12 protein-coding genes are annotated in these 15747 nt (G+C 71.1%); 7 read left to right on the top strand and 5 right to left on the bottom strand.

Translation table 11 applies throughout. The annotated features are described in order from the left end of the window. Positions 1 to 223 precede the first annotated feature (223 nt). Both J2S22_RS24125 and J2S22_RS24120 read right to left on the bottom strand, forming a co-directional pair. On the bottom strand, positions 224 to 1000 hold the full coding sequence (locus tag J2S22_RS24125) for a CoA-transferase subunit beta (RefSeq protein WP_272778661.1): 777 nt from the start codon (positions 998 to 1000) through the stop codon (positions 224 to 226). 7 nt (positions 1001 to 1007) lie between these two features. After that, on the bottom strand, positions 1008 to 1859 hold the full coding sequence (locus tag J2S22_RS24120; RefSeq protein WP_272778662.1) for a CoA transferase subunit A: 852 nt from the start codon (positions 1857 to 1859) through the stop codon (positions 1008 to 1010). Positions 1860 to 2172: 313 nt separating this feature from the next. Between J2S22_RS24120 and J2S22_RS24115 the strand changes: the two genes are divergently transcribed. Then, positions 2173 to 3192, top strand: coding sequence for an amidohydrolase family protein (locus J2S22_RS24115; RefSeq protein ID WP_272778663.1), 1020 nt, complete (start codon positions 2173 to 2175; stop codon positions 3190 to 3192). Positions 3193 to 3323: 131 nt separating this feature from the next. After that, complete coding sequence (mutS, locus tag J2S22_RS24110) at positions 3324 to 6071, top strand: DNA mismatch repair protein MutS (protein WP_272778664.1); 2748 nt, start codon at positions 3324 to 3326, stop codon at positions 6069 to 6071. Between the two features lie 185 nt (positions 6072 to 6256). Here the strand turns inward: mutS and hmuQ are convergent, their stop codons facing one another. The 3 genes from hmuQ to J2S22_RS24095 all read right to left on the bottom strand — a co-directional run bounded on the left by hmuQ (position 6257) and on the right by J2S22_RS24095 (position 9974). Then, positions 6257 to 6595 carry a heme-degrading protein HmuQ gene (gene hmuQ / locus J2S22_RS24105; protein ID WP_272778665.1) on the bottom strand — a complete coding sequence of 113 codons (339 nt, stop codon included), beginning with the start codon at positions 6593 to 6595 and terminating at the stop codon, positions 6257 to 6259. Positions 6596 to 6669: 74 nt separating this feature from the next. Further along, positions 6670 to 7839, bottom strand: a complete 1170-nt coding sequence (locus J2S22_RS24100; protein ID WP_272778666.1) for an energy transducer TonB — start codon at positions 7837 to 7839, stop codon at positions 6670 to 6672. A gap of 8 nt (positions 7840 to 7847) precedes the next feature. Further along, positions 7848 to 9974 (bottom strand): TonB-dependent hemoglobin/transferrin/lactoferrin family receptor, encoded by a 2127-nt coding sequence (locus J2S22_RS24095; protein WP_272778667.1) that lies wholly within the window; start codon positions 9972 to 9974, stop codon positions 7848 to 7850. A 348-nt stretch (positions 9975 to 10322) separates the two neighbouring features. Between J2S22_RS24095 and J2S22_RS24090 the strand changes: the two genes are divergently transcribed. From J2S22_RS24090 to hutW, 5 genes are all read left to right on the top strand, one after another. Continuing rightward, positions 10323 to 10532, top strand: coding sequence for a hemin uptake protein HemP (locus tag J2S22_RS24090; RefSeq protein WP_272778668.1), 210 nt, complete (start codon positions 10323 to 10325; stop codon positions 10530 to 10532). Between the two features lie 7 nt (positions 10533 to 10539). Beyond that, on the top strand, positions 10540 to 11526 hold the full coding sequence (locus tag J2S22_RS24085) for a heme/hemin ABC transporter substrate-binding protein (RefSeq protein ID WP_272778669.1): 987 nt from the start codon (positions 10540 to 10542) through the stop codon (positions 11524 to 11526). Further along, on the top strand, positions 11523 to 12608 hold the full coding sequence (locus tag J2S22_RS24080) for a FecCD family ABC transporter permease (RefSeq protein ID WP_370878249.1): 1086 nt from the start codon (positions 11523 to 11525) through the stop codon (positions 12606 to 12608). Before J2S22_RS24085 ends, J2S22_RS24080 begins: the two co-directional genes overlap by 4 nt. Before the next feature lie 145 nt (positions 12609 to 12753). Continuing rightward, on the top strand, positions 12754 to 13584 hold the full coding sequence (locus tag J2S22_RS24075; RefSeq protein ID WP_272778670.1) for a heme ABC transporter ATP-binding protein: 831 nt from the start codon (positions 12754 to 12756) through the stop codon (positions 13582 to 13584). A 63-nt stretch (positions 13585 to 13647) separates the two neighbouring features. Then, the gene (hutW, locus tag J2S22_RS24070) at positions 13648 to 15717 is read left to right on the top strand and encodes a heme anaerobic degradation radical SAM methyltransferase ChuW/HutW (protein WP_307155883.1); all 2070 of its coding nucleotides are present in this window, start codon (positions 13648 to 13650) and stop codon (positions 15715 to 15717) included. Positions 15718 to 15747 lie beyond the last annotated feature (30 nt).

Below are 15747 nucleotides of genomic sequence, written 5' to 3'. Positions count from 1 at the left end.
TGTGGTGTCGTTATTGGGAGCGTATTTTTTCGTATTTCACTCCGCCGTTGCGGCGAATGCAAGCGTAGATTGGCCGAACTTCGAACGCCGCGTTCGATAATCGCGCGCCCAAGCCGAGAGCGTCCCACCGCGCGAGGAGCCCCGGCGGCGGCGGTTCCGGTTCGGCGATGGCCGTGGGTGCGCGGCCGCGAGAGCGGCCGGCACGGTCTCTCGGTATTGAACGTCAGACCCCGCCGCCGTGGGCGCGGCGGGTGCGGGCGTGCAGGTCGCGGAGCGTCTCGAGCTCGGTCTCCGTCGGGATGGCGGTCTCGGCCACGCTGGCGGCGAAGCGCACCGGCCAGCCGGTGGCGTCGCGGATCTCGTCGCGGGTCGCGCCCGGATGGATCGCGGTGACGATCATCTCCCGGGTCTCCGGATCGGGCTCGAAGACGCACAGGTCGGTGATCAGCCGGGTCGGTCCCTTGGTGCGGATGCCGAGCCGGGCGCGATGGTCGCCGCCCTCGCCGTGGCCGAACGTGGTGACGAAGTCGAGCCTGTCGACGAAGCTCCTGCGGCCCTGCTTCATGGTGACGAAGATCTCGCCGCAATGCGTCATGATCTCGGGCGCGCCGCCGCTGCCCGGCAGCCGCGTCGTCGGCCGGTCGTAGGGTCCGATCACCGTGGTGTTGAGATTGGCGAAGCGGTCGATCTGCGCGCCGGGCAGGAAGCCGACCGTGATGCGCCCGCCCTGCAGCCAGTAGCGGAACATCTCCGGCACCGACACGGTGGTCAGCGCCGTGTCGCACAGCTCGCCGTCGCCGATGGACAGCGGCAGCACGCGCGGCTTCGTGGCGATGGTGCCGGACTCGTAGATCAGCGTGATGCCGGGTGCGTGGGTGAGGCGGGCGAGATTGCAGGCCGCCGACGGCAGGCCGATGCCGACGAAGCAGACGTCGGACGAGGAGAGCGCCCGCGCCGACACGACGGTCATCATCTCGGTGGCGGTCCAGGCGAGCGTCATGGGCCCCTCACGCCGCCGCACGCCGACGATGTCGCGCGAAGACCTCGGGGCCCTGCTCCAGAACGTTCGCCTTCATCCAGGCCATGAAGGCGTCGCGGTCGCGAGCGATCCTGTCCCAGCCGAGATAGAAGGCGTTGTCGCGGTCGTAGTAGCCTTGCGCGTAGGACGGATAGGCGCCGCCCGGCACCGCGACGACCGCCCCGATGGTCCAGCCCGGCAGGATCACGGCATTGGGGCTGCGGGGGCCGAGATCGTCGACGATCTCCTCCACCGTGACGACGGCGCGCTTGGCCGCCAGCACGGCCTCCTTCTGCACGCCGAGGATGCCCTCGATCAGCACGTTGCCGTCGCGGTCGGCCTTGAGGGCGTGGACGATGGCGACGTCGGGGCGGAGCGCCGGCACGGCGGCGAGCTCCTCGCCGGTGAACGGGCAGGTGACATGCCGGATGTTCGGATTGACCTTCGGCAGATCGACGCCGAGATAGCCGCGAAACACCGCGAAGGGGAGGTTGGCGGCGCCGGCCGCATAGGCGTTCGCCATCGCGGCGTGGGCGTGCTCCTCGAGCGCGATCGGGTGCGGCCAGCCGCGCTCGACCGCGTCGCGGAAGCGGTGCAGCGAGCCGACGCCGGGATTGCCGCCCCAGGAGAACACGAGCTTTCGTGCGCAGCCCATGCCGATCATCTGGTCGTAGACGATGTCCGGCGTCATCCGCACGAGGGCGAGGTCGCGCCGGCGCTGGCGGATCACCTCGTGGGCGGCGGCGTGCGGGATCAGATGGGTGAAGCCCTCGATCGCCACCGTGTCGCCGTCGTGCACGGTGGCGGCGATGGCGTCGTGAAGCGACATGACCTCGGACATGGGACCGGCCCCGGGCAACGCGGTCGAGCGCAATGGCGAACTGAAATCGCGAGACAGGTCATCTAAGAACGCCGGCCGCGCCCGCGTCAAATCATCCAAAAGCCGCAGACGGCCTCGCCCCGGCCGCCGGCGCGGCCGGTTTCGGGTTCCGAAGCCTTTCGGATTCCGACGGAAATGCGCTTCGGGCGGGGGCCCCGCATGTGGCCGGCGCAAGGCTCCGGGCTTTCACGCGCCCCGATTTCCGGTCATGGTCGGGCCGCGCCGCCGCGCGCCCCTGCCCGACCGACCCCGCCGAACCAGGATCTCCTTCGGAATGCGCATCGACGCCTACACGCACTTCATCCCGGCCGGAATCCTCGCCGCCATGGACCGGCTCGGCACCGGGCAGCAGGGCATCGGCAAGCGCATGCGCGGCATCCCCTGCATCTACGACCTCGACGCGCGGCTGCGCATGCTCGACGCGTTTCCCGACTACGCGCAGATCATCGCCTATTCGAGCCCGCCCATGGAGGACGTCGCCGGCCCCGACCAGATCGAGGGGCTGTGCCGCATCGTCAACGACGGACTCGCCGAGATCGTGGCGCGCCACGGCGACCGTTTCCCGGGCTTCGTCGCCCAGGTGTCGCTCGCCGACGTCGAAGGCTCGATCCGCGAGGCGGGGCGCGCCATCCGGGACCTCGGCGCCTGCGGCGTGCAGACCTACACCAACATCAACGGCCGTCCGATCGACCTGCCGGAGTTCGAGCCGTTCTGGGACGCGATGGAGCGCCTCGACAAGCCGGTCTGGATCCACCCGGCGCGGCGCGCCGACTTCCCCGACTACCAGAGCGAGACGAAGTCGCTCTACGAGATCTGGTGGACGTTCGGCTGGTCCTACGAGACCGCCGCCATGATGGCCCGCCTCGTCTTCTCCAAGGTGCTGGACCGCCACCCGCGCCTCAAGCCGATCGTGCATCATTTCGGCGGCATCGTGCCGATGCTGGAGGGCCGCATCGGCCCCGGCTGGGACCTGATCGGCACCCGCACCTCGGACGCCGACTACGCCGCCCTCAAGGTATCGCTGAACAAGCGCCCGCTCGACTATTTCCGCGAGAACTTCTACCCGGACACGGCGGTGTTCTCGTCGAAAATCGGCACCGAGGCAGGGCTGGCCTTCTACCCCAGAGAGAACATCCTGTTCGCCACCGACTGCCCGTTCGACCCCGAGAAGGGTCCGGGCTTCATCCGCGACACCCAGGCGATCCTCGACTCCCTCGACCTGCCGAAGGAGACGCTGGACATGATCTATTTCGGCAACCTCCAGCGGATCACCGGTAAGACGTTCGTGAGGTGAGGGCCGGGGCGCCCCCGACCACCTCTCCCCACATGCGGGGAGAGGGAGCGCAGGCGCGGTGCCAACTCTCCACAAGTCCGGCGCACCAGCGGTTAGAATCCCGGCGGCGCTTCTGCTAGCGTGCCGCCGCCATGGACGCCGCCGCACATACCCCTGCTCCCGACGAGACCACCGACGCACCGGCGCCGCGCCCCGACGCGCGGGCCGCCGACACGCGCGTCACGCCCATGATGGAGCAGTACATCGAGATCAAGACGGCCAATCCGGACTGCCTGCTGTTCTACCGGATGGGCGACTTCTACGAGATGTTCTTCGCGGACGCCGAGACGGCCAGCCGGGCGCTCGGCATCGTGCTGACCAAGCGCGGCAAGCACCAGGGCCAGGACATCCCGATGTGCGGCGTGCCGATCGAGCGCGCCGACGAGTACCTGCATCGGCTCATCGCGCTCGGCCACCGGGTCGCCGTCTGCGAGCAGATGGAGGACCCGGCCGAGGCGAAGAAGCGCGGCGGCAAGTCGGTGGTGAGGCGCGACGTGGTGCGCCTCGTCACCCCCGGCACGCTGACCGAGGACACGCTCCTCGACTCCCGCCGCAACAACTTCCTCGCCGCGATCGTGCGGGCGAAGCCGTCGGCCGGCAGCGACGAGCCGCGCTTCGCGCTGGCCTGCCTCGACATCTCGACGGGCGAGTTCCGGCTGACCGAATGCGACCGGGTGCGCCTCGCCGCCGAGATCGCGAGGATCGAGCCCGGCGAGGTGATCGTCTCCGACGCGCTCTACGAGGACCCGGACGTCGCCCCGTTCCTGCGCAGCCTGCCGGCCGTGACGCCGCTCGGCCGCGACGTGTTCGACGGCGCGAGCGCCGAGCGCCGCCTCACCTCCTACTTCGCGGTGGCGACCAGCGAGGCGTTCGGCAGCTTCTCGCGGCTGGAGCTGACCGCGGCCGCGGCCTGCGTCACCTATGTGGAGCGCACCCAGCTCGGCAGGCGGCCGCCGCTGTCGCCGCCGAGCCGCGAGGCGCTCGGCGCCACGCTGTCGATCGACGCGGCGACGCGCGCCAATCTCGAGCTGATGCGCACGCTGGGCGGCGAGCGGCGCGGCTCGCTGGTCGCCGCGATCGACCGCACCGTCACGGCGGCGGGCTCGCGACTGCTCGCTCAGCGCATCGCGGCGCCCCTCACCGACCCGGCCGCGATCGCGGCGCGGCTCGATGCGGTGGAGTTCTTCACCCGCGAGTCGATCCTCCGCGGGGTGGTCCGTGACAAGCTCGCGGCGGCGCCGGACCTCGCCCGTTCGCTCGCCCGCATCGTGCTGGCGCGCGGCGGCCCGCGCGACCTCGCGGCGATCCGCGACGGGCTCGCGGCCGCCGCCGATCTCGCATCACGCCTGTCGGGCGACGGCCTGCCGGCCGAGCTGTCCGACGCGGCGGCGGCGCTGCGCGCCCCCGATCCGGCGCTCGCCGCCATGCTGGACGCAGCCCTCGCCGACGAGCTGCCGCTGCAGAAACGCGACGGCGGCTTCGTGCGGGCCGGCTGCGAGCCGGCACTCGACGAGGCGCGCGCCTTGCGCGACGAGTCGCGGCGCGTGATCGCCGCCCTGCAGGCCCGCTACGCCGACGAGACCGGCGTCAGGGCGCTGAAGATCCGGCACAACAACGTGCTCGGCTATTTCGTCGAGGTGACGGCCCAGAACGCCGAGCGGCTGATGACGCCGCCGCTGAACGCCACCTTCATCCACCGCCAGACGCTCGCCGGCCAGGTGCGCTTCACCTCGACCGAGCTCGGCGCCCTGGAGGCCAAGATCGCCAGCGCGGCCGACCGTGCGCTCGGGCTGGAGCTCGAGATCTTCGACAGGCTCGCCGCTGCCGTGGTCGCCGCGTCCGACGCCGTGAAGGCGGCCGCGCAGGCGCTCGCCGTCGTCGACGTCGCCGCGGCGCTCGCCGCGGTCGCTATCGAATGCCGCTTCGTGCGGCCCGAGGTGGACGAGTCCTCGAGCTTCTGCATCACGGGCGGCCGCCACCCCGTCGTCGAGCAGGCGATCGCGACCGAGGGCGGCTCGTTCGTCGCCAACGACTGCGACCTGTCTCCCGCCTCGGAACACGGCACCGGCCGCATCGCCGTCGTCACCGGTCCCAACATGGCGGGCAAGTCGACCTATCTGCGCCAGAACGCCCTGATCGTCGTGCTCGCCCAGGCGGGAAGCTTCGTCCCGGCGGCGCGCGCCCGCATCGGCGTCGTCGACCGGCTGTTCTCGCGCGTCGGCGCCGCCGACGACCTCGCCCGCGGGCGCTCGACCTTCATGGTCGAGATGGTCGAGACCGCCGCGATCCTCAATCAGGCGAGCGAGCGCTCGCTCGTCATCCTCGACGAGATCGGCCGCGGCACCGCGACCTATGACGGCCTGTCGATCGCCTGGGCCGCGGTCGAGCACCTGCACGACCGGAACCGCTGCCGCGCCCTGTTCGCCACCCACTTCCACGAGCTGACCGCGCTCGCCAAGAAGCTCGACCGGCTGTTCAACATCACGGTGCGGGTGAAGGAGTGGCACGGCGACGTCGTGTTCCTGCACGAGGTCGTCGCCGGCGCGGCGGACCGCTCTTACGGCATCCAGGTGGCGAAGCTCGCCGGCCTGCCGCCGGCCGTCATCGAGCGCGCCAGGCACGTGCTCGGGGTGCTGGAGGCGGAGGACCGCACCTCCCCGGCCCGCAAGCTCGTCGACGACCTGCCGCTGTTCGCGCCCCGTCCGGCCCCGCCGAAGCCGGTGGCCGATCCGCATGCCGAGGCGGTGCTGAAGAGGCTCTCGGAGATCGATCCCGACGACATGTCGCCGCGCGAGGCGCTGGAGGCGCTCTACGCCCTGAAGCAGGCGGCGAAGGGGTGACGGCTTTCACCTCTCCCTGCGAACCATGAGCCCCGTCATTCCAGGGCGCGGATCGTCAGGTCCGCGTGCCCGGACTCCATACGCCCGGCGCTGACGGGGCACACGAAAGACAGGGGATATGGGTTCCGGGCTCGGCGCTCGCGCGCCGCCCCGGAGCGACCGAGCCGAGCATCGTGGGACCGCAGCTACGCCGCGTCGCTCTCGCGCGGGCGGACCGTCTGCTTCACCTCGAAGCCCTCGAACTTCGGATGCTCCAGATAGAGCGGGCCGGTGTTCGCGTTGTCGGCGCGGGCATGGGCGATCTTGAACTCGTCGGAGGTCGTCCACGCCTCGAAATGCCCCTTGGTGGCCCACACGGTGTGCGACGAGTAGAGCGTGTGGTCCTCCGCCTCGGGCCCCTTCAGCAGGTGGAACTCGACGAAGCCGGGCATGCGGTCGAGATACGTCTCGCGCGACAGCCAGACGCGCTCGAACGTCTCCTCGCTGCCCTTCTTCACCCGGAAGCGGTTCATCGCAATGTACATCGGGGGTCTCCTGTCTGGCTCGAAGCTGGATTGAACCCTGTCGGGGCTTGAATGTGAACCGCTTTTCTCGGGACCTATCTCAGGAAGAAGCTCACGGGCACCGAGAAGCTCATCGACTGGCCGCTCGGCGGCGCCGGGAACGGCGAGGCCCGCCGCACCATCGCGGTGGTCTCCTGGTCGAGGCTCGCAACGCCCGACGAGCGTCCGAGCCGCACCGAGGTCACCCGGCCGGAGCCGTCGATGGTGAAGCTGACGCTGGTCGCCCCCTGCTGACCGGCGGCACGCGCCTCGGCCGGGAACTGCTTGTGCCGGGCGAGATGCGAGGCGACGATGCCGCGATAGTTGGTGTTGAGGTCGGACCGGCCGCGCCCGAGCCCGCTCGCGGCGCTGGAGGCGACGCTCGACGTGCTGCTCTGGGTGCGCTTCCTGGCGTCGTCGCTGGTGCGCGCCGTGCGCTTCTTCGGCTTCGCCACCGCCTTCGGCTTGGGCTTCGGCTCCGGCTTGACCTCGGGCTTGGGCTCCGGCTTCGGCGGCTCGGGCGGAACGGCCGCGACGGTCTCGGGCGCCTCCTCCTCGATCACCGGGGCGGGCTCGGGCGGCGGCGGCTCCTGGACCTTCTCGGGCTCGGGCTCCGGCGGCGGCGCGACCGCCACCTGCTCCTCGACCGGCGGCGGCTCCTCGGGCTCGACCTTCGCCTCCTCGACGGGCGGCGGCGGCTCCTCGGCCTTCTCGGGCGGCTTCGGATCGGGCTCGGTCTTCGGCTCACCGCTCGAATCGGAGCTCGTCGTCTCCGACTCCCCGGGCGTCGGCGCGAGCCCGGCGAGCTGGTCGGCGCCGAGCACCATCTCGACCGAGATCACCTCGAGGCCGATGCTGGCGACCGGCGCCGGCTCGCGCGCGAAGGCGGCGATCATGGCTCCGTGGATGAGCGCCGAGCAGGCGACCACCAGGGCGTACCGGAGGGACGGCTTGGCTCGTGACGACGCCGCCGGGCGGTCGTCCGGCATCAGCGGCGGCAGCGGTGGAGCCGCGTGGCCTCCCGGTCCGTGGTCGCGCGTCGCCCTGACATGCGCGAGCGATACCACGTTCCCGCCGCCGCCCGCTGGTCCGTCGCCGATCGGATCGGTGGCCGGCCGCAGTTCCACGGCCGGCGCCTTGGCGCCGATGTCGTTGTCGGGCGTGCGGCCCGGCACGACCGTGAGCAGGCCGCGCTGGGAATCGAGACGGGACCGAGAGACTTTCATGTCGCGGTTCAGGCTCCTCCGAAGCGGATCTTGACCGAGCCCTTGAACGTGATGCCGGGAGCGGCGGACGCCCACAGGAGGTCGTTCTGGGCGCCGACGTCGCCGCTCGAGCGGGCGATGGCGTAGGGCCGGTAGTACTGGTTGAGCAGGTTGTCGATGCCGAAGCTCATCAGCACGTCGGGCGTCGGCTGGTAGCCGACATAGACATTGACGAGGTTGTAGGAGCTGGCCGGGATGTAGGTGCTCGGGACATTGTCGTTCGAGGCGACCGACGCCCAGCGGACCATCGCGGTGATCTTGCGGTCGAGGAAGCGGGCCCCGACCGTGGTGACGATCCGGTCGCCCTGAATGCGCACCAGGCCGGCGCCGGTGTCGACGTTCTTGCCGCGCTGGAGGGTGCCGGCGAGACCGACGAACCAGTCGCCGGTGTCGTACATCGTCTCCGCCTCGAAGCCGTCGATGCGGGCGTGCGGGATGTTCTGATACTGATAGTAGTTGTAGTCCGCCTTGAAGGCGCCGAAGCCGGTCAGCTCGATGTAGTCGTAGACGTCGTTGCGGAACACGTTGAACTTCCCGCGGAACGTGGCTCCCGCGAGGAAGACGTTGTCGTACTTCAGGTTGACGCCCACCTCCTTGTTCTTGCCGATCTCCGCCTGAAGGTTGGGATTGGGCAGGAAGCAGAAGAGGCCGACGTCGCCGCTCGGGCAGTTGAAGGCGAGCACGGGCAGGAGATAGCTCGGGATCCCGACCGCCGCGTGCGCACCGCTGATGACCGTCTCGGTCAGCGTCGGGGCCCGATAGCCCTCGGCATAGGTGACGTAGGGGGTGAAGCCGTCGACCGGCGTCACCCCGATCGTGATCTTCGGCGACACGCGGTCACCGGACGTGCCGGTACCGAGCCCCGACAGCTCGTAGGTGTCGTAGCGCGCCGCAGCGATGACCTCGAGCCACGTCGCGTAGTTGCTCTTCACCTGCAGGAAGGCGCCGCCGACCGTGCGCTCGCCGCCCGGCGTCGTGACGTTCGAATCGCCTGTCTCGTCGGTCGTCGTGACCTTGTCGTGGAAGGTGTCGCCGCCGACCGTGACGGCGTGGCGGAAGCCGAACGCCTCGAACCGCGACGTGTTGTTGGCGTCGAAGCCCACCGTATCGAGCGTGTAGCCGCGCTCGTCGCCGACGCAGCCACTGATCGCGTTGCCGGGCACGCCGGCGCCGCACAGCGCCGGCGAGGTGACGGACGACGAGGTGTGGGCGGTCTTGACCTGCTGGTTTTCGGTGCGGTTCCAGTAGACGTTGGCGTCCCAGTCGATGAGCTGATTGTCGGGCCGCGCGTAACGCCAGCGCGCCGCCGTCGTGATGTTGGTCACGTCGGTCGCGTAGATCGACGTTCCGGTCGCCGTGACGCCGTTGACGGTTCGGGTCGGCTGGCCGGCGTCGTACTGGAAGTTCTGGAAGATGCCGGTGAATTTCACCTCGTGGTGCTCGGCGGGACGGACCGTCAGCTTGGTGAGTGCGCTGCCGACCTGGTTCCACGAATTGAGCACTTCGGTGCCGGAGCCGTCGTCGTAGTTCGCCTGCTTCTTGAAGCTGCCGCCAGCGAAGAAGTCGATGTTCGGGTTGACGTGGACGCCGCCGAACACCGAGGCGAGGCCGCTGCCGTGGTTGGAAGCGGCCTGGGTGTGGCCTTCGACGCCCCATTTCTCGCCCGGCCGCACCACGTCCTGGATATCCTTGGTGCGGAACGAGGCGACGCCGCCGATCGCGCCGGTGCCGTAGATGTTGGCGGTCGGGCCGCGGACGATGTCGACGCCGCCGATCAGCTCGGGATCGAGGAAGAACGAGCCGTTCGCGCCGTGCCCGGAGCGCTGGTAGTTCTGCCGGGCCCCGTCGACCACCACGGCGACGCGGCCGAAGTCCTGCAGGCCGCGGATGTTGATCGCGGTCGCCGGACTGTCGCCGCGGTCCTGCACGGTCACGCCGGGCACCGCGATCAGCATGTCGGAGAGGCGCTTCGGCAGGATCTGGTCGATCTGCTCCATGCGCACGGTCGATACCGGCGCGAGCGAGTCGATCGCCTTCTCCTCGGTCTTGGTGGCGACCACCGTGATGGCGTCGAGCGACTCCGTGGACTGCGCCATGGCGCTGGTCCCGGCCGCCGCCAGGACCGCGATCGTCGAAACCCCAAAAAGGAGCGTGCCCGCTCCCTTCGCCCGTCCAGCCATCCGAGCCCCCACTCGCGTTCGTTCGAATTGTCGTCGCGGGCTGGCGGGCGAGCCGGAGAGCGGCTGCTAGCTGGCTGACGGCGCGTCCCCGTTCGGGGTCCGCGGGTTAAGTACTTGCCTTTGGTACTCGACTGTATTACGGCACGTCAAGGAAGACTACCAGAGTTTAGAACCGCTCTAAGGATTGAGAATAACAGTCTATAATGGCTCTAAACTGGAATAGTCTTCAAGAACGCACAAGTATTCAGCGGACATGAGCCTCAGATGAACCGCCCCGAGATCGACCGAGCAACCGTCTCCGCCGCGCCGAACGGTGCGGACGACACTCGCGCAGAACGCAACGTGACGGTCGTGGGGCATCGCATCGAGAGCCGTGATCTGTTCGTCCAGACCCGCGAGATCATCATTTCACACGGGACGGACGCCTATCGGCTGCGGCTGACCGCCCAGAACAAGCTGATTCTGACGAAGTGAGGCGTCCATGACACGGTCGCGTCGCGCCGCCCTCCGCCTGATGGTGACGGCCGCGCTTCTGAGTGCCGCAGCGGCGCCGGTACTCGCCGCCGGTATCAACGTGACGGACGCGACCGGGCGCAGCGTGACGGTGACGGACGCGCGACGGATCGTCTCGGTGGGCGGCTCGATCACCGAGATCCTCTACGCGCTCGGCGTCGAGGACCGCATCGTCGCGGTCGACACCACCAGCATTCACCCGGCGCGGGCCCTCAAGGAGAAGCCGAACGTCGGCTACATGCGCCAGCTGTCGCCGGAGGGAATCCTGGCGATGTCGCCGTCGCTGGTGCTGGCGATCGAGGGATCGGGACCGCCCGAGGCGGTCGCCGTTCTGCAGGCGGCGCGCGTGCCCTTCGTCCAGGTGCCGGACCGCTTCACGGCCGACGGCATTCTCGACAAGATCCGGCTGGTCGCCGCGGCGGTCGGCGAAGCGACGCGGGGCGACTGCCTCGCCGCCGCCGTGAAGCAGGAGTTCGACGCGCTCGCGGCACAGCCGCGCCCGAGCGGGCGGCCGCCGCGCATCCTGTTCGTGCTCTCCTTCGTCAACGACCGCGCGATGGTGGGCGGCCGCGACACCGCCGCCGACGGCATCATCCGCATGGCCGGTGCCGAGAACGCGATGCCGGACCTCGTCGGCTACAAGCTGGTCGGCGACGAGGCGATCATCGCGGCGCGGCCCGACGTGGTGCTGATGATGGAGCGGCCCGGCCAGACGGTCACGCCCGAGGCCGTGCTGTCGCGCCCTGCCTTCGCCATGACGCCGGCCGGCGTCAACAAGACGTTCGTGTCGATGAACGGCCAGTACCTGCTCGGCTTCGGCCCGCGCACCGCGCTCGCCGTCCGCGACTTCGCCGAGCGGATCGCCGCCGGCACCGACGCGGCGACGACACCGAAGCCCGTCGCCGACGCCATCGCGGCCCGCCACGAGGCCGCGCTCGGGGCCTGCCTCAAATGACCGACGCGGCCGCCCGGCATCCGGCTCTGTCGGCGCGCCGCGGGCCACCCGGGCTGCGGGCGCTGCCGCGCTGGGTCGTGCTCACCGTGCTGCTCGGTCTGCTGCTCGCCATGGCGGTCGCCTCGGCCGGGATCGGCGCCGCCGGCATCCCGCCCGGACGGCTCTTCGCGGCGCTGGGACTCGCCGACGGTGCGCCGGCCGAGGTGGCGCGCGACCGGCTGATCCTGTTCTCGATCCGGCTGCCGCGGGTCCTCCTCGCGGTCGCGGTCGGCGCCCTGCTGGCGACCGCCGGCACCATCATGCAGGGCCTGTTCCGCAACCCGCTCGCCGATCCGGGCCTGGTCGGCGTCTCGGCCGGGGCCGGTCTCGCCGCCGCCACCACCATCGTGCTCGGCGACAAGCTCCTGGGCGGCTTCGGACCCGAGGCGCTGCCGCTCGCCGCCTTCGTCGGGGCGCTCGGCGTGACGGCGATGCTGTATCGCATCGCCACCCGCGAGGGCCGCACCTCGATCGCCACGCTGCTGCTCGCCGGCCTCGCCTTCGCGGCGCTGGCGAACGCCGGCACGGGCCTCCTGGTGTTTCTCGCCGACGACCGCCAGCTGCGCGACATCACCTTCTGGACGCTCGGCTCGATGGCCGGCGCCACCTGGCCGAAGGTGTGGGCGATGCTGCCGTTCCTCGCCGCCGTCCTGGTGTCGCTGCCGATGATCGCGCGCGGCCTCGACATGCTGGTGCTGGGCGAGGCGGAGGCGTTCCACATGGGCGTCCCGGTGGAGAGCCTCAAGCGCTTCGCCATCGTGCTGATGGCCGGTGCCGTCGGGGCCGCCGTGGCGGCGAGCGGCGTCATCGGCTTCGTCGGAATCGTCGTCCCGCATCTGCTGCGCCTGGTCATCGGGCCGGCGCACCGCACGCTCCTGCCCGCCGGGGTGCTGTTCGGCGGGCTCGTGCTGCTGATCGCCGACACCATCGCCCGCACCATCGCGGCGCCGGCCGAGTTGCCGGTCGGCATCGTGACGGCGCTGATCGGCGCTCCGTTCTTCCTGGCGCTGCTGCTGCGCCAGCGCGCCGTGGTGGGGCTGTGATGGTGATCACGTCACGTCCTTCGTCATTCCGGGGCGCACCGCAGGTGCGAACCCGGAATCCAGCCACGAGCACCGTCGACGAGGCTGGATTCCGGGTTCGCGCTTTCAGCGCGCCCCGGAATGACGCCGGAACCCGGGGCGTCCGATGACCGTGATCGCGGCGAACGGCGTGACGGTGCGGGCGGGACGGTCGACGCTGCTCGACGGCGTCGACCTCGCCGTGGCGCCGGGCGAGACCGTGGCGATCGTCGGCCCCAACGGCGCCGGCAAGTCGACGCTGCTGCGGGTGCTGTCCGGCGATCTCCGCCCGGCCGCCGGCGAGGTCCGTCTCAAAGGCACGGCGCTGTCGGCCTATCCGCCGAGGAAGCTCGCCGGCCACCGCGCCGTGCTGTCGCAGAGCCTCTCGGTCGCCTTCCCGTTCACGGTGGACGAGGTCGTGCGCATGGGCGCCGGCGACGAGCACGGGCCGCATGCCGACGCGCTGGTCGAGGCGGCGCTCGCCGAGGTCGACCTCCTCGCCTGCCGCGACCGCATCATCACGACCCTGTCGGGCGGCGAGCAGCATCGCGCCCATTTCGCCCGCGTGCTCGTCCAGCTCGCCCGCGGCGAGGCCGACAACGGCCCCGGCCTGCTGCTGCTCGACGAGCCGACCGCGGCGCTCGATCTGCGCCACCAGATCGACTTCGTCGCGCTGACCCGCGCCCGCGCCGCCGCCGGCACCGCCGTGGTGGCGGTGCTGCACGACCTCAATCTGGCGGCCTCCTTCGCCGACCGCGTGGTGGTGATGCACCGCGCCCGGATCGCGGCGTCGGGACCGGCGCATGCGGTGATCACCGAGGACATGCTGGCGCACGTGTTCGACGTCGCGCTGAAGAGCTGCGGCCTGCCGGCCGGAACGCCGTGCGTGCTGCCGCACATGATCTCACCGCGGGCGCGGACCGGGCCGCCGCCCGCCTGGACACGGCCGCGCGCCTGACCGGCGCCGGCCACGGACTGCATCGGGGGAAGAGACGAGATGGAGGCGAGCACGAAACCCAGGATGGCCGACGGCCACGGCCATCCCCACGGCGGACACGCGCACCCACACGGCGGACACGGCGGCGGACACCCCCACGCTGCCGGCCACCCGCACGGTGCCGGACACCCGCACGCGGGAGGCCATCCGCACGCCGCCGGGCATCCGCACGGCGGCGGCCATGCGCATGGCGGCCTGCGCGACCACCCCTCCTCGGCGCCGCGCCCGGTCGATGCCTTCCTGGTCCCGGCCGGACGCGATCCGCTCACCGAGGCGTTCGCCGGCCGCGAGTTCGCGCCGCCGTGGCGCGGCAGCACGCCGATCGATCCGGCCGAGGCCGAGGCCGTGCTGGCGGAGGTCTTCGGCACGCCGCGCGACGAGCCGGCGATCGCCTATGTGCACGTGCCCTACTGCCAGAACCGCTGCCTGTTCTGCGGCTTCTTCCAGAACGTCTGGCGCCCCGAGGTGGCCGAGGCGTTCGTCGACGACGTCGTCGCCGAGATGGCCGACCGCGGCAGGACGCCGCTCGTCTCCTCGGCGCCGATCGCCGCCGTCTATATCGGCGGCGGCACGCCGACCGGGCTGTCGGCCGCGGCGCTCGCCCGCCTCGTCGAGGGGCTGCGCCGGCACCTGCCGCTGGCCGAGGACTGCGAGATCACGCTCGAAGGCCGCGCCTACGACTTCGGCCTGTCGAAGGCGGTGGCGGCCCTGGGCGCCGGCGTCAACCGCATCTCGCTCGGGGTGCAGAGCTTCGACACCACGATCCGCCGCCGGCTCGGCCGCAAGCTCGCCAACGAGGAGCTGCGGGCGGCGATCGCCGAGCTGGTCGGGCTGGGCAAGGCCCGCATCGTCTGCGACCTGATCTACGGCCTGCCCGGGCAGACCGAGGAGACCTGGGCGCGCGACATCGACACGGTCGCCGAGCTCGGGCTCGACGGCGTCACCCTCTATGCGCTCAACATCTGGCGCGGCGGCCCGCTCTCGCGCGCCATCGAGGCCGGCAAACTGCCGCCGGCGAGCCCGATCGCCCGCCAGGCGCAGGCCTTCGCGGCCGGCATCGAACGGCTGCGCGGCCACGGCTGGCTGCAGGTGTCGCAATCGCATCTCGTCCGCTCGTCGCGCGAGCGCAACGTCTACAATGCCGGCATCAAGCGCGGCATGCCGTGCCTGCCCTTCGGGCCCGGTGCCGGCGGCCAGGCGCACGGCGTGCGCTGGCGCAACGTCATCGAGATCGAGCGGCGGCACGCCATGCAGGCGGAGGGCCGCCTGCCGGTCGAGGGCCTGTCGCGCATGCCGGCCCGCTACGCCGCCCAGGCGGCGATCACGTCCGGGCTGGAGCGCGGCGCCGTCGATATCGGCGCGGTCGAGCGGCTGCAGCCCGGTTTCGCCGCGGCGGCCGCGCCGCTGCTGCGCAACTGGACCGACGCCGGCCTCGTCGCGCCGGACGGCGACAGCGTGCGCACCACCACGGCCGGCGCCTTCTGGATCACCAACCTCACCAGCGGACTCTATGCGGCGCTCGACCGCGCCGGACAGCCCTCCACGCCCTCCAAGGAGCATCGCATGACCGACACGGCCCTCGCCGCCCCTGCCCCTGCCGCTTCGCCCGACCAGCTCGCCGCCCAGCTCGCCCAGAATCCGGACGGCATCCTCGAGGTGCTGGCGCGCCAACACGGCGTCTCGACGCTCGAGGCGACCCGCATGCTGCCGGCCGCCAACTGCACGTTCGCCCCGGCCGACACGTTCGCCGACGTGATGGGCGAGCTGACCTCGTGGGGACCGATGCAGTTCATCGTCCACACGCCGAGCATCGTGCTGGAATGCCAGGGCCCGGTGCCGCCCGGCGAGTTCGGCCGCGGCTACTTCAACCTGCACGGCGACAGCCCGATCGGCGGCCACATCAAGGCCGACCGCTGCACGGCCATCGCCTTCGTGCGCCGCCCCTTCATGGGTCGCGAGAGCTGCTCGATCCAGTTCTTCGACCAGGACGGCGAGGCGATGTTCAAGATCTTCGTCCGCCGCATGCCCGACCGCAGCATGGACCCGGAGCAGGTGGAGAAGTTCGAGGCGATGCGGGTGCGGCTCGCGGGGTGAGGGGCTTGGTCGTTCCGGGGCGCGTGCGCA

The organism is Rhodoplanes tepidamans, assembly GCF_030813915.1.
Classification (GTDB): Bacteria; Pseudomonadota; Alphaproteobacteria; order Rhizobiales; family Xanthobacteraceae; genus Rhodoplanes; species Rhodoplanes tepidamans.
This window is presented reverse-complemented; position numbering and strand designations above follow the sequence as displayed.